This window comes from Mesorhizobium sp. CAU 1732 (assembly GCF_039888675.1).
Lineage (GTDB): Bacteria > Pseudomonadota > Alphaproteobacteria > Rhizobiales > Rhizobiaceae > Aerobium.
The window spans coordinates 1,916,367-1,937,378 of record NZ_JBDQQR010000001.1 but is presented as its reverse complement, the minus strand read 5'-3'; the positions used below and the strand labels follow the sequence as shown (position 1 = coordinate 1,937,378).

At 62.0% G+C, this 21,012-nt stretch carries 17 protein-coding genes and 1 pseudogene; 3 read left to right on the top strand and 15 right to left on the bottom strand.

What is annotated here, in order from left to right:
- The first annotated feature begins 16 nt into the window (after window positions 1-16).
- From AAFN55_RS09505 to AAFN55_RS09495, 3 genes are read left to right on the top strand one after another with little or no spacing between them, the layout of a single operon-like run.
- Entirely contained in the window at window positions 17-2,392 is a 2,376-nt protein-coding gene (locus AAFN55_RS09505; RefSeq protein ID WP_347798604.1) for a Mu transposase C-terminal domain-containing protein, read from the top strand.
- A 3-nt stretch (window positions 2,393-2,395) separates the two neighbouring features.
- Entirely contained in the window at window positions 2,396-3,514 is a 1,119-nt protein-coding gene (locus AAFN55_RS09500; RefSeq protein WP_347798603.1) for an ATP-binding protein, read from the top strand.
- On the top strand, window positions 3,511-5,340 hold the full coding sequence (locus AAFN55_RS09495) for a TniQ family protein (protein ID WP_347798602.1): 1,830 nt from the start codon (window positions 3,511-3,513) through the stop codon (window positions 5,338-5,340). Before AAFN55_RS09500 ends, AAFN55_RS09495 begins: the two co-directional genes overlap by 4 nt.
- A 417-nt stretch (window positions 5,341-5,757) precedes the next feature.
- Here AAFN55_RS09495 and AAFN55_RS09490 read toward each other — a convergent pair whose 3' ends face one another.
- The 15 genes and pseudogenes from AAFN55_RS09490 to AAFN55_RS09420 all read right to left on the bottom strand — a co-directional run bounded on the left by AAFN55_RS09490 (window position 5,758) and on the right by AAFN55_RS09420 (window position 20,871).
- A complete protein-coding gene (locus AAFN55_RS09490; RefSeq protein WP_347798601.1) occupies window positions 5,758-6,333 on the bottom strand; it encodes a hypothetical protein in 576 nt (191 codons plus the stop codon).
- Between the two features lie 142 nt (window positions 6,334-6,475).
- Window positions 6,476-7,345 (bottom strand): metallophosphoesterase, encoded by an 870-nt coding sequence (locus tag AAFN55_RS09485; protein WP_347798600.1) that lies wholly within the window; start codon window positions 7,343-7,345, stop codon window positions 6,476-6,478.
- A gap of 15 nt (window positions 7,346-7,360) precedes the next feature.
- Window positions 7,361-8,044 (bottom strand): HAD family phosphatase, encoded by a 684-nt coding sequence (locus tag AAFN55_RS09480; protein WP_347798599.1) that lies wholly within the window; start codon window positions 8,042-8,044, stop codon window positions 7,361-7,363.
- On the bottom strand, window positions 8,041-8,922 hold the full coding sequence (locus AAFN55_RS09475; protein WP_347798598.1) for a carbohydrate ABC transporter permease: 882 nt from the start codon (window positions 8,920-8,922) through the stop codon (window positions 8,041-8,043). Before AAFN55_RS09475 ends, AAFN55_RS09480 begins: the two co-directional genes overlap by 4 nt.
- 8 nt (window positions 8,923-8,930) lie before the next feature.
- Window positions 8,931-9,824, bottom strand: coding sequence for a sugar ABC transporter permease (locus tag AAFN55_RS09470; protein WP_347798597.1), 894 nt, complete (start codon window positions 9,822-9,824; stop codon window positions 8,931-8,933).
- Window positions 9,821-11,050 carry an ABC transporter ATP-binding protein gene (locus tag AAFN55_RS09465; RefSeq protein WP_347798596.1) on the bottom strand — a complete coding sequence of 410 codons (1,230 nt, stop codon included), beginning with the start codon at window positions 11,048-11,050 and terminating at the stop codon, window positions 9,821-9,823. Before AAFN55_RS09465 ends, AAFN55_RS09470 begins: the two co-directional genes overlap by 4 nt.
- 43 nt (window positions 11,051-11,093) lie before the next feature.
- A complete protein-coding gene (locus AAFN55_RS09460) occupies window positions 11,094-12,371 on the bottom strand; it encodes an extracellular solute-binding protein (protein WP_347798595.1) in 1,278 nt (425 codons plus the stop codon).
- A gap of 295 nt (window positions 12,372-12,666) precedes the next feature.
- Window positions 12,667-12,848 (bottom strand): annotated as a pseudogene (locus AAFN55_RS09455) (transposase); the annotation flags it as partial.
- A 115-nt stretch (window positions 12,849-12,963) separates the two neighbouring features.
- Window positions 12,964-14,331, bottom strand: coding sequence for a M20/M25/M40 family metallo-hydrolase (locus tag AAFN55_RS09450; protein WP_347798594.1), 1,368 nt, complete (start codon window positions 14,329-14,331; stop codon window positions 12,964-12,966).
- On the bottom strand, window positions 14,328-15,293 hold the full coding sequence (locus tag AAFN55_RS09445) for an ABC transporter ATP-binding protein (protein WP_347798593.1): 966 nt from the start codon (window positions 15,291-15,293) through the stop codon (window positions 14,328-14,330). Before AAFN55_RS09445 ends, AAFN55_RS09450 begins: the two co-directional genes overlap by 4 nt.
- Window positions 15,290-16,276 (bottom strand): ABC transporter ATP-binding protein, encoded by a 987-nt coding sequence (locus AAFN55_RS09440; protein ID WP_347798592.1) that lies wholly within the window; start codon window positions 16,274-16,276, stop codon window positions 15,290-15,292. Before AAFN55_RS09440 ends, AAFN55_RS09445 begins: the two co-directional genes overlap by 4 nt.
- Window positions 16,273-17,175: an ABC transporter permease gene (locus AAFN55_RS09435; protein ID WP_347798591.1), complete on the bottom strand. Its 903-nt coding sequence runs from the start codon at window positions 17,173-17,175 to the stop codon at window positions 16,273-16,275. Before AAFN55_RS09435 ends, AAFN55_RS09440 begins: the two co-directional genes overlap by 4 nt.
- Window positions 17,172-18,143 carry an ABC transporter permease gene (locus tag AAFN55_RS09430; protein ID WP_347798590.1) on the bottom strand — a complete coding sequence of 324 codons (972 nt, stop codon included), beginning with the start codon at window positions 18,141-18,143 and terminating at the stop codon, window positions 17,172-17,174. Before AAFN55_RS09430 ends, AAFN55_RS09435 begins: the two co-directional genes overlap by 4 nt.
- A complete protein-coding gene (argE, locus tag AAFN55_RS09425) occupies window positions 18,140-19,291 on the bottom strand; it encodes an acetylornithine deacetylase (protein WP_347798589.1) in 1,152 nt (383 codons plus the stop codon). The genes AAFN55_RS09430 and argE overlap by 4 nt, the downstream gene beginning before the upstream one ends.
- The gene (locus AAFN55_RS09420) at window positions 19,288-20,871 is read right to left on the bottom strand and encodes an ABC transporter substrate-binding protein (protein ID WP_347798588.1); all 1,584 of its coding nucleotides are present in this window, start codon (window positions 20,869-20,871) and stop codon (window positions 19,288-19,290) included. Before AAFN55_RS09420 ends, argE begins: the two co-directional genes overlap by 4 nt.
- Window positions 20,872-21,012 lie beyond the last annotated feature (141 nt).

The following is a 21,012-nucleotide window of genomic DNA, read 5'->3' as shown; positions in this document are numbered from 1 at the left end:
AACAAGGAGAACTATGATGACCGTCTTCAACGGCAATACTTTCCGCACTTCGGCTCCGACCACTTATGGATTCGAGCCTGGTCACGTCTTCGCAATCAAGGAAAGATTCGACGAGGTTCTTTACAAGCACATCAGCCATGACAGGCATGTGCTTACCGCCAGCCCGCTCGCGAACCCCGAACTCCGCCAGGTCTTCTCCCAAGACGACCTGCGCGAGCTCGTCGGGGATGGCAAGCTCGATCCCCGCATCGAACAGAACAGGGAGTCCCGCCAGAAGCTGCTTGCCCGCTCGCCGGACATCAAGTCGGCCCGCGACCTGCCGGACGATGACCGGGAAGAGCTGGCATTCTACTGGCAGCTCTGCCGTCACGTCGTTCAGATGTACGACGATGGCAACACCAGCCTCACGGACAAGGCGCTGAAAGGCGCTATCGGCAAGGTCATGGCCACACTCGTCTACGGCGTGGAAGAGGAAGACGTCGTCGGGAGCGTCAGAGGCAAAGAGCGTGCACGCCTCAAACAGCAGGGCGGCGCGGCCGAGCGGACGATCCGCGCCCGGAAGGTCCAAATGAGCAGGGACGCGCCATCTCCTTCGACCCTGCGCAGCTGGATTCGCGTACTCGAGCAGCATGAATGGGATATCCTGGCGCTTCGCGACCACCGCAAGGGCCGGGTCGGCCATCGTCTGCCGAAGATCACCGACCCGCATTCCGTCGCTTTGATGGCGAAATGGGTGCAGGCATACCTCGACCGCAGCCGCCCCTCTGCCGCGATCCTCTTCAAGCTGATGGTGGGTTCGATGACGCTTGAGAAGGAGAATGCGCAAAGGCTGGTCCAGGGCAATCCTCCCCTCCGCGGCACCGACGCTCCTTCCTTCGCGGCCGCGAACCTGGAGCGGACTGCACAGGGTCTTCCTCCTATGCCGGTACCCTCGAAGAGCACCTTCGAGCGCGCAATCCGCAAGCTCGATAGCTTTACGGTCCAGGCAGCGCGCCGCGGCCCTGCATACGCCCGTAGAAAGCACAAGGTGAGCGGTAGGATTGAATCCGTCCTATTCCCGGGCGAACGTGTTTCGATCGATTGTTGGCGGGTCCAGCTCAGGACGCTGAAGCTTCCGCATGAGTTCTGGGAAGGCATGCCGGAGGAACTCGTTGACAAGCTCGGCAGGGTACGCCTCGTCTTGTGTGCTGCGGTCGATGAGGCAACGAAGGTCGTGTTCGGCGCAAGGCTGAACTGGACCGCGAACGCAGACACCGCGATCCGTACCTTGGAAATGGTGTGCCGGGACAAAAGCGAGATCGCCATCGCGGCAGGCTGCCGCTCCACCTGGCACCACGCCTGCACGCCTGAAACGGTGCCGACGGACTCTGGGTCAGAGTTCATCGACGCGGGGTTTCGTTGCGCCGTCCGCGACATCGGCTCCGCCAACGAAATCGGCCCCGCCTCGCACCCGGACGCCCGGGGCATGGGCGAGCGGTTTTTCGAGACGCTCGACCTCCAGTTGATGCAGTTCTTCCAAGGCCGGACGTTCTCGGGCGTTGACGACAAGGGCGACTACGACGCCGGTGCCGTCGCGAACATGGTGACGGAGACACTCGGTCAGGCGCTGGTGCGCTACATCGTGGACGTCCACCACAACTCGCCGCACGCAGGCTTGGGTGGCCAGACCCCGAATGACGCATGGGTAGAGCGCGCCGCACTTTACAAGGTGCTTCCCCCGCCTGCGCCACACGTGATCAGGACCGTATTCGGCTTCTCCGACAACAGGCGTATTCAGAACCGGGGCGTGCGTTTCCTCGGACGCTACTACCGTTCCTCCGAGACGGCCAAGCTTCGCAAGTCAATTGGACAGGCAGATGTCCGCATGAGGGCCGATCTCGAGGACCTGGACATGATCTGGGTGTCGAAGAACGTGCCCGGCGCGGAGTGGTTCGCAGTGCCCTGTGAGGTCGACATGAAGGGAGTTTCAGCTGCTCTCTGGCTCGAAGCGATGGCCGCTCTTAGGCGCAAGCATGCCGACGTATCGAAACTGCGGGAACATGTTGTCCACGCCGCTCTACGCGACCTCCGGGACGCGGGCAGGCACTCCGCAGCGGCTGCTGGCATCGGCCCATCGGCGATGTCCCGCACGCAGCTTTTGAAGCTGGAGAAGGAGTTGGTGGAACACTTCGATTACACGGTCGCGGGCGATCGCGGGCGGTCGTTCGAAGGACTGGAAGACGACGCGATTGACGCGCTGGAAGCTGACGCCGGCCAGGAAGCCGGCGTGACCGGACAGTCGGAGGAGGCTGCTCGGGAAGCTGGTGACGAGGATGACTACGACGAGTCGCAGCGTCCCGTGGCGCGGCGCCGTACCCGTCTCGGCTCCGATTTTCTCAAGAAGGGGGACTGACCGATGAGCATGACGAACACCAAGATTGTGGGTGGAAGGTCCGCCGAGTTCCTCAATCGAATCGTGTCGAACCAGTCGGACAAGCGTCGCGCAGTGAACGAGGCTCTAGGCCGCGTGCTCTCGGCGTACCTGCCCACGGCCTATGACGACCAGCTCATGGAACAGATCGACTGGCTCCTGGACTCGATGCTGCTCGAGCTTGGCGAGCAGCCCGGAGTGGCCGCTGCGGAAGGCATGGTGCGCGGTGGCCGCGCGCTCGTCGTCACCGGAGAGGCTGGGGCGGGCAAGAGCCGAGCCCTCGCCCACGCATTCGCCAGCCGCTCTGAGTTCGAAGGCTTCGGCAAGCCCGGCGAGTGGTGCCCGCTGCTGTCCGTCGTAGCGCCCTCCCCGTTCACGCTGGGCGCTCTCGGCAACGAGATCGCCCGCAAGCTCGGCTACCACGGCCGCCGGGAGATTCAGCACAGCAAGGTGTGGCCTGTCGTGCGCGAGCTGATGGCGGAGTGCGGCATCCGCATCCTCCACATCGACGAGGCTCAGCATGGCGACGAGATTCAGAGCGACAGCATGACCCAAGAAGTGGAGAACACGTTCAAGCGGATGATGCAGGAAGCGGACTGGCCTATCTGGCTGATTCTCTCAGGCCTGCCTGAGCTGTCACGCTTCTGCCAGGCCGATGCTTCCATGAAACGGCGCGTCCGCGTCCTTCCTTTCGAGGCGCTGACGTTCGACGACCATGCAGGGGCAGTTCGGCAAACGATGAGGGATCTCGTAGCCCTCTGTCCGTCTGTCGGCTGCGCCCAGCTTCAGTCGGAAGAGTTCGCGCACCGTCTGCTCCATGCAGCGACTTACCAGTTCGGGATCGTCGTCGAATACGTGCAGGACGCGATCGCGGAATGCCTGACGGTGGAAAGCGGCGGAGAACTTGGCCTCGGCCATTTTGCGGATGTCTACGCCATTCGCACCGGAATGCGGAACGACGACAACCTCAATCCCTTCCTTGCCAATGACTGGACGGCCGTCCCGGTCGAATCGGCGCTTTACGAGGACGTTCTCGACGATACGGGGAAGCCCACGGGCGCACGCAAGCCGAAGGGGCGCAACACGAAGGGAATGAGAAAGTGAAGCTTTCGCTGACCTTGGAGCACGGGGACCGCGAGACCCCGTCGGACTTCGCCTCACGGCTATCTACGCGGGCTTGCCGGGACGACATGCGCGAGTTCTGCCGTGACTTCGGCATCGACCCGCGCGGCGTCATTAACGGCGAGTCGGAATCCGTCGGCGCGCTGGCAGACCTTGCGGGCGTGCGGCGCGATCGGCTGCTGGAGGAGTCGTTCACCCGCATGGAAGGGCGGAGGCGCGAATTCCGACACAAGAACCAGGACCTGTTGCAGTCCAGCCTCGTCCGCAACCGCGTGCGGATGTGTCCCGCGTGCATGGCCGATGACGTCGAGCGCCTGGACTGCCGCCTCGCCGCCCGGCCGCACCGTCGCAGCATGTGGCTCATCCGCGGCGTCCGGACCTGCGCCAAGCACGGCATCGCCCTTGCCGAGATTGGGAAGCTCGATGGTCCCCACACCGTCCACGACACCACGCGCGCGATTGCGGACGCCATCCCGCGGCTCCGGTCACTCGTGGATAACGCGTCGCTGCGAGCGCCGTCGCGGTTCGAACGCTACCTTCTCCGGCGGCTGGACGGCAAGACGACCGAATCTTGGCTGGACGGGCTGCCCATGTATGCGGCCCTGCACCTTCCCCTCGTCGCCGGCGCGGTTGCGGTCCACGGACCGGGCGTTACTTTGGATGACATCGATGGTGACGACGCGTGGCTGTGCGAGACCGCGGGCTTCGACATCGTCGACAACGGAGCCGAAAGCATCGGGGCGTTCCTGGACGACCTGCAGGCGCCGTTCCGCGACAGCCGCTCCGCAAAAGGCCCGAAGGTCATGTATGGGCGCCTGTACGACTGGCTGGCTCACGAGTGCCGTGACAGGGCATACGACCCGGTACGAGACATCATCGTCGACCACGCCTTGGATACGCTGGCCCTCGGCCCCGGCGACGTTCTCTTCGGGCGCCAGGTTACTGCCCGCCGGAAGCACTCGGTCCGGTCCGCGTCGCAGGAATTCGGGCTGCATCCCAAACGCATGCGCAGGATGCTGCAGAGGGCGAATCTCACCGATCCCGGCCTCACCGGCTCCGCCGACAACAAGGTCACCTTCGACGTAGGGGAAGCCGATGCGCTCCTGAAGGGCCTCGCGGAGTCCATGAGCATGGAACGGGCGCGGGATTACCTGAACGTTCCCCGGCCCCACGACCGCGGCCTGCTGGAGCGGGAATTCATTACGCCGATGATGGCGGGTGGCCGAGCCAAGGGTGGACATGCAATCCTGAAGAGCGATCTCGATGGCTTTCTCGAGCGTTTGCTGCGTGATGCCGATCCGGATCTCCACGGCAATCCGGAATTGATGCCGCTGATCGCCGCGGCCCGGTATTCATGCAGTGCAGTGATGGATGTCGTGGCTCTGGTACTTGACGGCAAGCTCAGCCGGGTTGGCCGCGATCCCGGCCACTCGGGATTTCTTTCCGTGCTTGTGGACGCGGATGAGGTCCGGCCTTTAGTCACCGGACCGGCTTATGAGGGTTACAGCATGAGGGACTTGGAGCGCCTCCTTCCTGCGAAGTCGCGCGCGGTGAAGGCCTTGGTCGATCAGGGATTCATTGCTGTCGATATCGTCAAGAACCCCGTAACGAAATGGATGCAGCCGATCGTCCGCGCCGATGAACTTGCCCGGTTCAGGCGCGAGTTCGTCTCTCTGCGTGTCCTATCTCAGGAACGGGGCGACCATTTCCGGCGCGTGAAGAAGACGCTGGTCGCCGCAGGAGTCGAGCCGGTCGCCGACCCTGACCTTCTGGGGCAAACCCTCTATCGGAGGTCGGATATCCCCTAGGCTTCCCCTACTCCCATCGATCGCGGAGAAAACCCTCGTGCCCTTCGGCCCGGGGGGTTTCTTTTGCCCAGCATCCGGTTGGCGCCCAAAAGGCGTCGATTCTGAGCAGCCTTCGTGCGAGTAGCGGATGAGTATCCATGAAGCGGTATATATAAAATCCCTGCGATTTCAATAGTTTACGTACCACGGTGAGCGAGAATTAGTGACGCGCCAGGAGAAGTAGCCTGACGCGTCAATGAATCTTGCTCAACGTCAGGATACTTTGCTCGATCGACACTCGAAGTTCGCTCACCTCGTTAAGGGATTGGCGGCTTGAAAAGAAGAAGGCCCGGATCAGGATCCGGGCCTTCTTCTTTTCTCCACACTTAGAGGTTCGCTGGAGCAATCGGTTTCGCGGGTCTGATAACAGAATGCGCCTTAGCGCGGCAACGGATGTCGAACGGCAGCGCCCCAGCGCGTGGATTTCTTTCCATCACCAAGAAGGAATTCAAAGAAGGCATCAGCAGCCGCTTGCGGCGACACCGCGAACAGGATCACAAGGTAAGAGATGACCGCAAACGCCATCGTATTGCGCATATCGCGCGACCACGTTGCCCCGATGTAGAGGGAGTCGCTGTTCGCCCAGACGGACCCGGCACCGGTGACCGTCGCTGTGCCCGCACCCGAGGCATGACCGATGTAGGCATCAGTATTACTCACTGCGCCGCCTTCCTCGATGATCAGCGTGCCGGAGCCTTGAACGCCGACAATGAGAACGTCGCTGTTCGTCCAGGTGGAGCCTAGACCGGTCACCATCGCCGTTCCGGTGGAGGCCGAAGTGAGACCGAGAACGCCAACTGTCGTGGTGACCGTGCCGCCGCCCTCGATGCTCAGTGCACCGGGACCGGTTACGCCGATTTCGATGTCTCCCCCCACGTTCCAATCAGGTGACGTGGGCGGTGTCCCGAGGGAACGCAGGGACGAGCGATCTGCGAAGATTACCGGATGGGCCAACGAGCCCGCTTCGAGTCAATGCAACGTTCGACCTTGTGAAACCCGATACAGCACGATTGCTGCTTGCATCCATCAGTGCGGATAGATCCTTGAAACCCTCAAGGGAAACACCGCCAAGCTCCGCAAAATACAGATCCTGAGCCTAGGCGGGCACGGTCGCGGGCCGAGCCTGTTCCGACAACTTTTCGGGATCGCGCTGTTTCGTGGGGAACAGATCCTGTGCCAGCACGAGGTGGCGGTCGAGGAAATTCTCCTTGATGACCACGGCGGAGTCTTGGTCGACGATGACCACCGCGATCTGGCCCGGACCCTCGCGCCGCTGTACAGGAGCGGGCAACGGACCGGACAGGCTTTGAAGCGTCGGCTCGATCGAATAATGATTGCCGGCGAAATTGCTGAACGGGATGCCGCGATAGGTCCCGCTAGCGGTCATGTGCACATGACCCGAGACCACGGTGCGGACATCCGGATGCCCGCGCAGGATCTCGACCAGTTCTTCCCCCTGCTCCAGGATGATCCTGTCGTTCTGGTTGTGAAGCGGGCAGATGTTGTGATGCAGCACCACGACCACCGGCATCGACGCGTAGTCGGCAAGGCGCTTTGACAGCCAGTCGAGCTGCGCGGCGCTCAGCCTGCCGCTGCCGACGCCCGGTTCGGAACTGTCCAGAATGACGATCCCGCAGCCGTCGAGGGTGACCGAACGGTCCATCTTGCCGGTTTCCGGATCGGCTACATCGCCGAATTCGGCCAGGAAGTTGGGCCTGTTGTCGTGGTTGCCAAGCGTGACGACGTAGGGCAGATCGATCTCGGCAAAGAGATCCTTGAGCCGACGATAGGAGGCCGCGTCACCGTGATCGGCCAGGTCGCCAGCGATCACCAGCAGGTCCGCGTCAGCATGGTTCTTGTTGATGAAGGCAATCGCCTCCTGCGTCCGCGCATTCGTGTCGAGCGAATGGGAGAGTTCGGTTTCGGGCACGATGTGGAGATCGGCCATCACGATTATCTTTGGCACTGGTTCAGGCTCCGTTCAGAGGGAAGGTACGAGTTCGGCATGCGGCATCAGTCCGACAAGGCGCATCGCCTCCGCGAGATCTGACGCAACCCGGTGGCCAAGGGCGAGAAGCTCTGGCGTCGGATGAATGAGGTCGGGAACCTGGACCGTCACCAGTCCCGCTGCCACCGCAGCACGTACGCCATTGGCGGAGTCCTCGAACCCGGCGCAGAGCGACGGGGCAAGTCCGAGCGTGGCGGCAGCCTTGAGGTAGATATCGGGCGCGGGCTTGCCGTTCTCGATCTGGTCGCCGCCGATGAGGACCGGAAAGTGCTTCCGCAAGCCCGCGCGGGAAAGACGATCATGAGCGGAACTGGCGTTTGTGGATGTGGCCACCGCCATCGGGATGCCACGTGATGACAGCGATTCAAGCACGTCACGGACATGCGGCTTGACCGGCACCTCCGCCGCCAAGCTGGCGTCGAATGTCTCCCGCCAGACTGCACTAAAGCGATCGTAGTCGGTCAGATGCGAGATGCCCGCGACGAGACGTTCATGTCCGGCCCGGGAATTGAGCCCGACGACGCTGAAGAACAGCTCGTCGTCAGGTGGTAGGCCCGCCCATTCGCGGGCATAGCGATAGGACGCCTGCGACAGTTTCTCTGTGTCAATCAGCAATCCGTCCATGTCGAAGATGGCTCCGACAACTGGGTTGGTCATCCTTTTACTCCGGTCATTGTAATTCCCCGAATGAAGAGTCGTCTGGCGAAGAGAAACGCGACGACCAGCGGGGCGGTGACGATGGTGGCTGCGGCAAAGGTCACGCCGTAGTCGATGCCAAGGTCGCCCTTATATTGCATCATGGCTAAGGTCGCTGTGATCTTGTCCTGGCTCTGAACCACGATCAGCGGCCAGTAGAGATCGTTCCAATGCGACACGAACGAGAAGATGGTGAAAGCCGCAATGGCCGGAACCGCGCTTGGCACGATCAGGCGAAGAATGATTTCCATCTCGCTGAAGCCATCGATCCGGGCGGCCTGAATGATGCTGTCCGGGAATGACCGGAAGAACTGCCGGAACAGAAAGATCGCGAAAACCGAGACGAAAAACGGAAACATCATCGCCAGATAGGTGTCGAGCAAGCCGACCTTGACGATGCCGACATAGAGCGGGATCGCCGTGACATTCACCGGAATGGTGATGCCGGCTATGACCGCGCCGAAAAGAATGCTCGAACCTTTGAAACGCAACTTGGCAAGCGCATAGGCCGCCGGAATGGCAGTTGCCAGTTGGACCGCCAGGATGCCCAGGCACACGATGAGCGAATTGGCGATGTAGAGAAGATAAGGTTGGTCGAAGAGCACTTTGCCATAGTTGATGAAGCCGTAGAACTGGCGCGGCAGCAGCGAGAAGTCCGATCCGAAGATCTCGCTTTTCGGCTTGAGGCTGGATGAGATCATCCAGATGAACGGAAAGGTCATCGCCAGCCCGCCAAGGAACAGCATCGCGGTCACCGCGTGATGTCCAAAGCGTCGCAGGGAGAGAGAGCGAGCCCCCGACGGGGCGGCGAGTGCGTCGTGGTACGTGGAATTGCTCATGGGAACTCTCAATACCGAACGCGGCGATCGGCTGACCCTGCCTGGAACAACGCGAACAGGAACACGATCAGCAGGAAGGCGAAGGACAGCGCGGCTGCGTAGCCCATGTTGAAGTATTCAAAACCCTCCTTGAAGGCGAGGTAGAGGTATACTTCGCTGGCGCGATCCGGCCCGCCCTGTGTCAGCAGCGCCACCGTGTCGAACAGCTTGAACGCGGTTATCGAGCTTGTGACCGCAACGAACATCGCCGTCGGTCCAAGCATCGGCCAGGTCACACGGAAGAACCGGTCGAGCGGCGTATCGGCGCCGTCCACAGCCGCGGCATCGTACAAGGACGGGGGTATCGCAGTGAGGCCCGCCAGAAACAGCACCATGTTGAAACCGATGATGCTCCACACCGAGATGATGGCGAGCGAGAGCAGCACCATGTCGGGATCGCCGAGGAAGTTGATGGCGTCGAACCCGAGCGAGTTGAGCGCAACGTTGATGATGCCCTGCTTGGAATCCATCAACGCGGCCCAAACCAGCGCCATGGCGGCGAGCGTGGACGTCACGGGCAGGAAAAAGAGCACTTCAAGCACGGAGCGGAAGTGCTGCCGATCCTGGATGAGAATGGCCAGGACGAGCGGTATCACGAATGCTGCTGGCAAAAAAAGCGCCGCATAGATCAGGGTGTTGCGAAGCGCATTGCCGAAATTTTCGTCTTCCGCCATCTGGCGGTAGTTCTCCAGCCCTACAAAGCTCATGCCGTCTCGCACAAGCGTGAAGTCGGTGAAAGAGAATACCAGAACGAGGATGATAGGCACCAGATAGATAGCCAGGATGAGCAACGCCGCGGGAGCGGTGAGCGCGTAGGCAAGCCGCTGCTGGCTGCGAGCCAGCGTCGTGGCCGCTGCCGTCATAGCGCTGCCACCTGTTGCTGCTGCGCGGCGATTGGTGCCGGCGATGGAGCGACTGACGGGGTGGCAGCGGGGCCGCGCAGGCGCTTGCCGTCGGCGCCAAAGAACAAAAGTCCTTCCCGGATCAGGCGAATGGATTGGCGTCCGCCAATACGCAGGCTGGGTGTCTGGACCCCGGGCGCCTTATGGGCCCGCAATCGCAACTCGACGCTGGGCTCGGTGGTCAGCGTGCCATGCAGGATCAAGTCGGCGCCATGATCCTCGACACCCGTAATATCGAAATCGAGCGCTTCCGAGGTCTTCGCTCCGCGCTCCTGAGAAAGATCCCCGTCAAGCAACGCGGCCTCCGTCCGGAAGGCGATGAAAAGGTCGCCGCTGGCGCTGGCGGGTATTGCGACGCCGAGCAATTGGTCGCCGATGCGCAGGCGTTGATCGACCACTTGAGCTGGAAGCAGGTTTATTTCGGGAGATCCGATGAACCGCGCCACATCGACATTGTCGGGGTCGTCGTAGAGCGCAACCGGTGGGGCGACCTGCAAAAATCTGCCAGTCTGCATGATCGCCACCCGGTCCGACAGCGTCATCGCCTCGGTCTGATCATGGGTCACATAGACGAACGTCAGCTTCGAGCTGTCGTGCAGTTCGGCGATTTCCTTGCGCACCTGCGTGCGCAGCTTCGCATCAAGGTTGGAGAGCGGCTCGTCCATCAGGAAGAGCTGTGGCGAGCGCACCAGGGCGCGCCCGAGTGCGACGCGCTGGCGTTGTCCGCCCGACAACTGGGCTGGCCGGCGCTCCAGGAGGTGATCGATACCGAGCTGCCGAGCAGTTTCAAGAATATGTGCCTCGACGGCGGGGCGGCCACGGCGTGCGAGGGGATGAATCCGCTCGACGATGGGCAATCGAGCATGCCAGGGCAAAGACGCCATGATCAGCGGCATCGCCATGTTCTGCGCAACCGTCATGTGCGGATAGAGCGCGTAATCCTGAAAGACCATGGCGATCTTTCGATCCTTGGGCGGCAGCGCGTCGACCGGCTTGCCGTCGATGCTGATGGTGCCGTGGTCCTGAGCCTCCAGGCCCGCGATGATGCGCAGAAGGGTCGACTTCCCGCAACCGGAGGGGCCGACGAGGGAGACGAATTCTCCCTCCTCGACATCAAGCGACAGGCCGGCAAGGATCTGGTTGGCGCCGTATGCCTTACGCACGTCGCGAATGGAGAGCTTTGGCATGGTTTTATCCTTTGTCTTGTCGGCCTGAAGTCCAGAAGAATGGCTAGCGCTGCATCAACTCTTCAGCCACTTCCTTCATCTTGTCGGCGCCGTCTGCAGGCGTCGTCTCGCCGAGCATCACCGCGCGCAAAATGCTCCTTTGCTCACGCCAGATCTTTTCGCTCTGTGTCCCGGGATAGCCCTGCCACAGACCGGCGCGGTCATAACCGGATGCCGGGGTCGCGAAGAACGGGTTCTCTCGGTAGTAGGGCGCAAGGAAGTCCTCGCTGAGCGAGCCCAGATTGGTCGGCAGGTAGCCGGTGTTCTTGGCGGTTATCGCCTGGGCCTCGGGGCCGGACAGGAACTTCGCATATTCCCAGGCGGCGTCGATTTTCTCAGGATCCGTTGCGGTGATCAGCATGGCGTTGCCGCCCGTTGGCAGAGTGCCGTTGGCATCGTCCATGATCGTGAACTTGACGGATCGCAGATCAAACTTGTCGCCCACCAGCTCCTGAATGTTGCGAGCCGAGGCAGGCGAATTTGCATAGAGGCCCATGGTGCCGTTGGTGAACGACTTCATCTGGTCGCTCGCGGTCATCGCGGGGTCGTACTTGCCGTCATCGACCAGCCGCTTCATCAGTTCCATCGCCTTCAGCGAATAACCGTTCTCATCGAATGTGACCTTGGTCTGGGTTTCATCGAGAACGCGTCCGCCCTGATGAGTGATCAGGATCTGCCAGGGCCAGTCATCGCCCCACTGCTCGGCACCGTAGGACATGCCCTGGATGTTGTCGCCGAGGGCATGGATCTTGGCGGAGAGCTCAAAAATGCCGTCCCAGTCCGTGGGGAAATTGTCCGGGTCATATCCTGCCTGCTTCAGCAGGTCGGCATTGTAATACCACTGCGGCACGGAAGCATTGAACGGCATGCCAATCTGGATGCCATCGACCTGACCGAGCTCGAGCATGCGGTCGCTGTAGTTGGCCGTTACCCACTCGGCGCCTTCCTTTTCCAGAAGGGACTTGAGATCGACGATCTGGTTGCGCGCCTGCAGCGCACGCACCAGCGAGGGAAGCTGGTTATAGGCCTGGAAGGCGCAATCCGGCAGCGTGTTGGTCGCGGATTCGCGCATCAGGCGCAGATGCGTGTCGGCGTAGTCCTTGGCTGGCGCAGCGTACTGCACGACGATCTCATCCTGCATTTCATTGAACATCTTCGCCAGCGGTTCATGCTGACGGGTCAGGTGCCCGGCATTGGCCAGGCAGGTGATCGTGACCTTCGCGGCGGCCGGACTGGCTGAGGCGGCGAGCGCGAGTGCTAAGGGGAGAAGAAGTTTCTTCATCTGGCTTCCTGGCGTTGGAAAAATAGGGGCCTGTCGGCAACAAGGCTGTGCCTATGTGAACTTGGTGACAGCGACATTGCGAGGGAATGAAGGTTTGGTGACGATTCAGGACTACCGCGGGCCCTGCAACGGTCAGCACGCCGGCCTGAAGGATTTCGCGACGGAGTCGCCACTGGCCGATTGACGTCCCAGTCCATCCGTCATGGCACTGACGTGGTGCTTCTGTCGCTCAGCGCGTTCCTGATCCAGCGCTGGGGCACCGGCCGGCCGCGTAAGCGTCACATGCGCCCTACGGCCGGAACAGGTTGACACGCATCACCTGCGCGATGCCGCGCGCATCGTTGCGATCGGTCTTGTTCACCTGAACTTTCAGAAACGCTTTGGCATGCCGCTTTCGACGCAGATCACTGGAAAGCCCGCTTCTGCCAACCCGCCGAATAGCCATTGCGACAACGGCCCGGCTTCAAGCCCGATCCGGAGTCGCAGCCGGGGTAATGTGGTGGAGCATGACAAATCTTCCAAGCCGCATGGCGCTCCACATCGTGGTCTGCCGCCTGATTTTGGACCTATCGTCGAGGACCGGTAATCGGCGTCATTCTCCCAAATCCCAATACAGCGCAGCCATGATGGCTAGACCTTCGGCCGCTATCGAGATCGGCAGATGTTCGTTTGGAGCGTGTTGCAGGCAACCGGAGTAGGAATGGGGTATCCATATCGTCGGCAGTTGCAGGTCGCGCGCGAAAATGTCGTTGGGCAGCGAGCCGCCGAGATTGGGCAGGATCGCCGGCGGCGCCTTCATCGTTCTTTCCAGCGATGCGGCGACACGGTCGACCCAGGGATGATCCGGGTCGAGACGCGTCGCCAGAAAGATGGCATCGTGAGGCTCGTGCACGACTACGCGCGGATATCCGGCCTCCTGGAGCCTTTTTCGGACGGCAGGAACCACCGCGTCGACATCGACGCCGACCGGAAAGCGCAATTGCAGCCGCGCCCGAGCCGACGGAGGAATGGCGTAGAGCGGCTGGGCAAGATTGCCGCACTCCATTTCCATCACCTCGAAGCTGCTCCAGGCGAAAACCTTTTCCTCCGCCGTCAGGCCCGGCTCGCCCCACCACGGCTCGATCGGCGGATCGTCTGCAGTCGGGGTTATCCTGAGGCGCGAGAGGTGCTTGCGCACATTGTCCGGAATGGAGCCGGGCGTCAGTTCCGGGACGCGGATTTCGCCGTTCCGGCCGATCAGCGCTCCGATTGCGTGGCAAAGCTCCACACCCGGATTGCTCAACAGCCCACCCCAATTGCCGGAATGCTGGAAGCTCTCGCGCGCCTTGATCTCGATATAGAAAGAAACACCGCCCCGCGCGCCGAGAAAGATCGTCGGTTTGTCGATTGCAATGCGCGGCCCGTCCGAAGCGATCAGCACGTCCGCCCGAAGAAGGTCGGCATGTTCGGCGCAGATTTCGCGAAGGCCGAGCGATCCCGATTCCTCGCCCATCTCGATCAAATATTTCAGGTTGAAGCCAAGTCGTCCTCGCGTAGCCAGAAGGGCCTCCAGCGCGGTCAGGTTGACGTTGAGCTGTCCCTTGTTGTCGGCAGTGCCACGCCCATAGAACCGCCCGTCGCGCTCGACCATCTCGAAAGGCGAAAGCCCTTCGCTCCAGCCATCAAGTCCGGCGACGACGTCGCCATGCCCGTATTGAAGGACGGTCGGCAGCCCGACGCCCTCGATGCGTTCGGCGTAAAGGCATGGCCCCGGCGCCATGGGATGGTGCAACAGGCGTGTTGCAAAGCCCATGGACCTGAACAGCGGCGTCAGCTCGTGTTCGACGAACCGTTCGAGATCGCCCTTGGCCTCCGGCACACGGCTTGCGGACGCGATCGAGACGAACCGCGCCAGACGCTCCCGGAAGCGTCCATCCTCCATTGCGTTGACCGCGGTCGCGATTGCTTGTTCACGACTCATGCGGACACCACCGGGCTTTGAAGAGCGAGATTGAAATGGCAGCGAACCTCTCGTCCTTCGGTTTGGCGCAGAGGCGGCGCCTCGTCCGCGCAGACCTGCTTGGCGTAGGGGCAGCGCGTGCGAAATGCGCAGCCGGAAGGCGGCTTCGACGGATCTGGAAGTTCTCCGGGAATGGGATGAAGCGTGCGGTCGGCCGGATTAAGGTCAGGGGCTGCATCAATCAGCAGACGCGTATAGGGATGTTTCGGGTTCTCGAATATGTCCGATGCAGGTGCCAGTTCGACGAGTTCACCCAGATACATCACGCCGATGCGATCGGCCATCAGGCGCACGACGGACAGGTTGTGCGTGATGAAGAGGCTTGTCAGCCTGATACGCGCCTGAAGATCACGCAGGAGATTGAGGATCTGGGCCTGCACCGAAACGTCGAGCGCGCTGGTCGGCTCATCGAGAATGAGAAAGTCGGGTTCGCCGGCAAGCGCGCGGGCAATCGAAATGCGCTGGCGCTGACCGCCGGAGAATTCCTGCGGGTATTTTCTGCCGTCGGCGGCGGAAAGGCCGACTTGCTCGAGCAACTCGTCCACGCGAGCATCGATTTCGGCTCCCCGGCGCAGCCCGTGCGTTCGGATCGGCTCGGCGACGATATCGCGCACGCGCCAGCGTCCGTTGAGCGACGAGAACGGGTCTTGAAACACCATCTGCAGACGCGGTGTTTTGCTCTGGAAGGCGATGGAGCCCGCGCTGGGCGCCATAAGCCCCGCGACAAGGCGCGCAAGGGTGGACTTGCCACACCCGGATTCGCCAACCAGACCAACGACCTCGCCGGCGCCGATCGAAAAGGAGACGTCGCGCACGGCGCGAAGCCCAGGCGACTTCCGTCCCGCAAGCCGTTCGAGCAGGCTCGCTCTCTTGCCGTATGTTTTCGAAACGTTGCTGACAGACAGAACTGCGTCGGCCTTCATGCGGGTACCTTTGCCGATAAGGGGTAATGGCATGCAGCCTGGTGCGAGCTGTGCTGCGAAAGTTGCGGTATGACTGAACGGCAATCCTCGCCCGCGTGAAGGCATCTTGGATGAAAGGCGCATCCGGAGGGGAGCGAGCCTATGCCCGGCATTGCGCCGGGGATCGGCTTGACCTGCATGGCGCCAGTCGCGTCCGGCGCCGGCGTCGCGCCTATCAGGCCTGCCGTATAAGGATGGCGCGGTTCTTCGAACAGTTGTGTCGTGGTTGCGATCTCCACCACGCGGCCGGCATAGAACACCGCGACGCGGTCGGCCATCTTGGCCACGACGCCGAGATCATGGGTAATCAGGATCATCGCTGTGCCGGTTTCGGCATGAAGCGCGCGCAACAGGTCGAGCATCTGCGCCTGGACCGAAACGTCCAGCGCGGTCGTCGGTTCGTCGGCGATGACGATGTCGGGTTCCGCACACAGCGCGAGCGCGATCACAATGCGCTGCCGCTGACCACCGGATAATTCGTGCGGCGCGGCTGCGAGAATGCGCGAAGGGTTCGGCAGGCCGACCCGTTCCACCCATTGAAGCGCCCGCCGGTTCAACTCGCCTCGTCCCAGCTTCAGATGCGCCGCCATCGTGTCGGTCAGTTGCTTGCCGATCGACAAGACGGGATTGAGGCTGGTCATCGGGTCCTGAAAGATGAACCCGACACGTTTGCCCCGCACGTGTCGCAGGGCTTTTGGCCGCATCAGATCGAGCCGGTCGCCGCCAAGCGTGATTTCGCCCGAGGTTCGCATCAGCGGGGGGACGAGAAGATCAATGATCGCGGCGCCGGCAACGGACTTGCCTGCGCCGCTCTCGCCGACGACGCCGAGGACCTCGCGCGGCGCGACGTCGAAGGAGACGCCGTCGAGGACGGGCAGACCGGTTCCATCGCGCATCAGCGCAATGTTCAGGTTTCGAACGGAAAGCAGCGGTTCGCCCGTCATGACCGTCCCCTCAGTTTCGGGTTGAAATGATCGCGCAGATGATCGCCGAGGACGTTGACGGCCACGACCAGAGCGACCAGGACCAGGCAGGGCCATACCGAAATCCACCATTCGCCCGATTGCAGGAACGCGTTGCCGTTGCGGATCAACGCACCCAGTGACGGATGGGTCAGGGGAATGCCGATTCCGAGAAAGCTCAAAGTCGCCTCGGTGATGATGGCGATGCCGAGATTGATCGTTGCGATGACAAGAACCGGCGCCATCACGTTGGGAAGAATATGGCGCAGGACGATGGCGGTGCGGCTGCGGCCCGTGATGCGCGCGGCGGCCACGTAGTCCTGATCGCGCTCGACCATGACGGAGGAGCGGATGGTGCGTGCGAACTGCACCCAGAAGGCAACCCCGATCGCGAAAATGACGATGGTGATTGCAAGCCCTGCGCTCCGATCGCGTCCGATCGCCGCGGTGGCGATGCCGTCGATGACCATCGCAAGGAGGAGGGCCGGATAGGCGAGTTGAACGTCGGCGATACGCATGATCACCGCGTCTGTCCGCCCGCCTATGAACCCTGAGATCAGCCCGAGTGCTCCGCCGACAACGAGCCCGATAAGGACGGCCGACGCGCCAACGATGATGGAGGTGCGCAGCCCGTAAGCCATGGCCGTCAGGAGGTTGCGCCCCTGATCGTCGGCGCCGAGCGGAAATTGCGGGTTGCCGCCCTCCATCCATATCGGCGGCGTGAAGGAATCCATGATCGACATGCCGGCAAGCCGGAACGGATCGGGGGTGAACATGGGGACGAGAAAGGCGTAGAGCACCAGCGCGAGGATCGTGATGGCAGCGAACGTCGAACCCGGTGCGCCGCGGGCAACCGACCAGATCATGGCTGTCGTCCTCATGCGTCTTTCCTCTTCAGGCGAGGATCGATGAGCGGATAGGACAATTCCACGGCCAGATTGATCAGCATGTAGACCACGCCGACGAAGATCAGGTAGATCGCGATGACCGGTATGTCGGCGGCCTGCACCGATTGCAGAAACAGCGAACCCAAACCTGGCCAGGCAAAGACGCTTTCCGTCACCACTGAGAACGCGATGATGTTGCCGAGCTGAAGCCCGAGCATGGTCACCGTCGGCAGCAACGCGTTGCGGATCGCGTAGACGAACCAGATTCGCGCTTCGCTGAGGCCCCGGGCACGGGCAAATCGTATGTGTTCGCTGTGCCCGACCTCCATGAGCTGAGTGCGCAACATGCGGATAACGAACGTCATTTGAAACGTGGCGAGCGTGATGGCCGGCAGGATGATGGCCTGCCAGCCCGACAGGGTGAGGAGGCCAGTCGTCCAACCGCCGACGGTCACAGTGCCACCCCGCCCGAATGACGGGAACCACCCGAGCTGAACCGAGAAGACCGCGATGAGCAGAATGCCCACGACGAAATTGGGGAGCGTGATGCCCGCGATCGAAAAGAACATGATGCCGCGCGAGAAGGGTGATTTCGGCTTGACGCCGCACATGATGCCGGCCGGGATTGCGATCAGGACCGTGATGAGCAGGCTCACCAGCGCCAATTCCATTGTCGCCGGCAGCCGCTCGAGGATCATGGTGCCGACTTCGTCCTGCGTGCGGTAGGAAAGGCCGAAATCGCCCTGCACGAGACCGGCGAGGAACGACAGGAATCGCAGGATCAAGGGCTGGTCGAGATCGAGGCGCGAGATCAAAGCGTTGCGCTCGGCGATCGTCGCATCGGGAGGCAGCAGAAGTCCGATCGGATCACCGAGCGTGGCGATCAGCATGAAGGCGATGAAGCTAATTACCAAAAGGACCAGCACCGTCTGGAAAATGCGTTCGACGGCGTGAAGGATCATTTGGTTGCGGTCCGTGCCAGTTTGAGGAGAAAATCGGTGCAGGCCGCCATTTGATCCACGGCGATGCTTTCGTCCGGCTGATGCGCGTCGGCAATCGAACCGGGGCCGACGACCACCGAGGGCACGCCGGCAGCCTGAAAGATTCCAGCTTCTGTTCCATAAGACACCGCCCGCGGCGCCGTCCGGCCGAGCAGTTTCAAAAGTTCGGCTTCCAGCGCGGCATCTGCGTTTGGCGCGAGCGCTGGAATGCGCGCCTGGATGTCGATGCGGATGCCTGTGTCAGGGCTGATAATCTTCATCGATGCTTCGAGCGACCGCGCAAAGGCGTTCATACGATCGAGAACGGCATCGAAGCTTTGGCCCGGCACCAGCCTCATCTCCCAGAAAAATTTGCAATGCTCGGCAAGGATATTGCCGTGGCTGCCACCTTCGATCTGGTTGACCTGAATGGTCGAGTAGGGCGGGTCGAGCGTGTCCAGTGTCGGTCCGTTGCGCATCTGGGCGTAGATTGCGGAAATCTCTTCGATCAGCGAAGCGGCGATCATCACGGCGTTGACGCCGCGCTCGGGCTGCGAGGAATGGCCGGACTTGCCGGTGACATGGGTCCAGCCGATGCAGCCACCCTTGTGCGCGTTGACGAGTTCCATCCCGGTCGCCTCGCCTATGATCGCGAGCCGCGGCCTGGCGTTTGCGCCGACCCATTCGGCCATCGGCCCGACGCCTGTGCAGCCGACCTCTTCGTCATAGGAAAAGGCGAGATGGATCGGCGCACGCAAATCCATGCGCGCGATCTGCGGCAGCGCCGCGAGACAGCAGGCCAGAAAGCCCTTCATGTCGGTCGCGCCACGTCCGACGAAGCGCCCATCGCGTTCGCGCAATGTCCAGGGATCGCCCGACCAGTCCTGCCCGGTGACGGGCACGACGTCCGTATGCCCGCTATAGACGATACCGCCTGGCGCCTCAGGTCCTATCGAAACCAGAAGGTTCGCCTTGTCCCCGGACGGGTCCTCGAAGCGGCGTGTGCGAGCGCCGCTGGCGGTCGCCAAGGCTTCGACGTGATCGACGAGCGGGATGTTGGAAACCGCACTGATTGTAGGAAACGCAACTAGCTCGGCGAGCCGGCGGGCGAAGTCTGCGTCGGCGCTCATTCCGGCACCGTGAACCATGCAAGCGGATAGGCCAGATCGGCGAGTTGGACGACGTCCACACCCTCCTGAAGACCCCACAGGATCTGCAACTGGTGGACAGGAATAAAGGCGTGATCCTCCTTGAGGATCGTCAGGGTTTCCTCCAGAAGCGCGCTGCGCTTCTCAGGGTCGGTTTCAGCGCCGATTTCCGTGGTCAGCCGGTCGATCTCCGGATTGGAGTACCCGCCGATGTTGAACGCGCCGCGCCCGCCATCCTCGTCGCGGGTGACGGCGATGCCGGTCAGGAACTGATGCGCATCGTAGGTGTAGGGCGAATAGCTCAGCATCGCGAGGGACGTGTTGTAGCCGGGCGGGTTGATCTGTTGAGCCCAACGCGCCGTCGCCTGCGTGCGCGGAGTGATATCGATGTTGATCTGCGACAGGAACGATCCGATCGCCAGGCATGTCGCTTCGTCGTTCATGAAGCGGTCGTTGGTACAATCGAGCGTCACCTGGAAGCCGTCGGCGTAGCCGGCTTCTTCCATAAGCGCGCGTGCCCGCTCGACATCAGTCACCGCAGGTGCGCTGAGCTCGTCGGTCGAACCTGCGACTTCCCTGGCGATCGGTAGCCCGACAGGGGTGGAATAGCCGCGCATGACTCGCTGCTGGATAGCCTGCGTGTCGATTGCCAGGCTCATGGCCTCGCGGACACGCTTGTCCTTGAAGGGATTGCCGTCGGTTCCCCCGCCATGGAGAAGCGCGTCGCGCAACACGTCGGGCTGAAGGTAAACCGTCCTCAAATCCGGTGTCGCGGCAATGCGCAGCCCCGCCGTCTGTTCAATACGCGCGGTGTCCTGCGGCGGCACGCCGTCGATCATCTGGACTTCTCCGGTGATCAGCGCGGAGACCCGTGTGGACGGGTTGGAAATCACGAAGAAGCTGGCGGTCTCGACATTGCCCTGCCGCTCGCCCCACCAGTCGGCATTGGCAGAGAAATCAGTGCGCACGCCCGGATCGCGGCCGGATATGATGTAGGGTCCCGTGCCGAGCGTGTTGCGGTTTGCATATCCTTCCGTGGAATTGTCGGCCTGGCCGGGCTCCACCGCGCCATTGTCGCGCGCCCAGTCCCCATCGACCATGAACCAGTTGACGATCTGGTTGGGAAGAACCGGATTGGGCTCGTCCGAAATCAGGCGTATCGTCAGATCGTCGACCTTCTCGATGCTGGCGATATCGGCCAGGTGAGAAGACATGCCGCCCTTCTTGGCACGCTCGAAGGAGAAAACGACATCGTCAGCATTGAAGGCGCTGCCGTCGGAATAGGAGACGCCCTCGCGCAGCTTAAACTCCCACGTCAGATCGTCGACCTGCGACCACTCTGTGGCCAGGACGGGTTGCAGCGTTAGGTCTGGGCCACGCTGCACGAGCGGTTCGTAGACGTTGCGCAGAACCGCGAAGACCAGCGTGTTCGACACCGCATGCGGATCGAGCGTGTAGGCATCCAAAGGTCCGGCAAAGCGGAAGTCGGCGGCAACGGCCGGGAGAGAAGTGGCCGCCGTAAGCGCTCCGGCGGCTGCACAAACGCGCAGTAGATCGATCATTGAAAATCCCCTTCTTGCTCTTGTCGCCGCACGAATTGTCGGACGTCGCGCCGGCTCTTTGGCCCATTTCGTCCAACGATAGGCGAACGGAACAGCGATGCAAGAAGAATTTGATCAAATGCGCAATCTTGGCGATTGGCT

What these genes read in the sequence shown, in the direction of transcription:
- AAFN55_RS09500 (WP_347798603.1), top strand. Translation starts at nt 2,396, where the DNA reads ATGAGCATGACGAACACCAAGATTGTGGGTGGAAGGTCCGCCGAGTTC.
- AAFN55_RS09435 (WP_347798591.1), bottom strand. Translation starts at nt 17,175, where the DNA reads ATGAGGACGACAGCCATGATCTGGTCGGTTGCCCGCGGCGCACCGGGT.
- AAFN55_RS09505 (WP_347798604.1), top strand. Translation starts at nt 17, where the DNA reads ATGACCGTCTTCAACGGCAATACTTTCCGCACTTCGGCTCCGACCACT.
- AAFN55_RS09440 (WP_347798592.1), bottom strand. Translation starts at nt 16,276, where the DNA reads ATGACGGGCGAACCGCTGCTTTCCGTTCGAAACCTGAACATTGCGCTG.
- AAFN55_RS09450 (WP_347798594.1), bottom strand. Translation starts at nt 14,331, where the DNA reads ATGAGTCGTGAACAAGCAATCGCGACCGCGGTCAACGCAATGGAGGAT.
- AAFN55_RS09430 (WP_347798590.1), bottom strand. Translation starts at nt 18,143, where the DNA reads ATGATCCTTCACGCCGTCGAACGCATTTTCCAGACGGTGCTGGTCCTT.
- AAFN55_RS09460 (WP_347798595.1), bottom strand. Translation starts at nt 12,371, where the DNA reads ATGAAGAAACTTCTTCTCCCCTTAGCACTCGCGCTCGCCGCCTCAGCC.
- argE (WP_347798589.1), bottom strand. Translation starts at nt 19,291, where the DNA reads ATGAGCGCCGACGCAGACTTCGCCCGCCGGCTCGCCGAGCTAGTTGCG.
- AAFN55_RS09445 (WP_347798593.1), bottom strand. Translation starts at nt 15,293, where the DNA reads ATGAAGGCCGACGCAGTTCTGTCTGTCAGCAACGTTTCGAAAACATAC.
- AAFN55_RS09475 (WP_347798598.1), bottom strand. Translation starts at nt 8,922, where the DNA reads ATGAGCAATTCCACGTACCACGACGCACTCGCCGCCCCGTCGGGGGCT.
- AAFN55_RS09480 (WP_347798599.1), bottom strand. Translation starts at nt 8,044, where the DNA reads ATGACCAACCCAGTTGTCGGAGCCATCTTCGACATGGACGGATTGCTG.
- AAFN55_RS09465 (WP_347798596.1), bottom strand. Translation starts at nt 11,050, where the DNA reads ATGCCAAAGCTCTCCATTCGCGACGTGCGTAAGGCATACGGCGCCAAC.
- AAFN55_RS09470 (WP_347798597.1), bottom strand. Translation starts at nt 9,824, where the DNA reads ATGACGGCAGCGGCCACGACGCTGGCTCGCAGCCAGCAGCGGCTTGCC.
- AAFN55_RS09420 (WP_347798588.1), bottom strand. Translation starts at nt 20,871, where the DNA reads ATGATCGATCTACTGCGCGTTTGTGCAGCCGCCGGAGCGCTTACGGCG.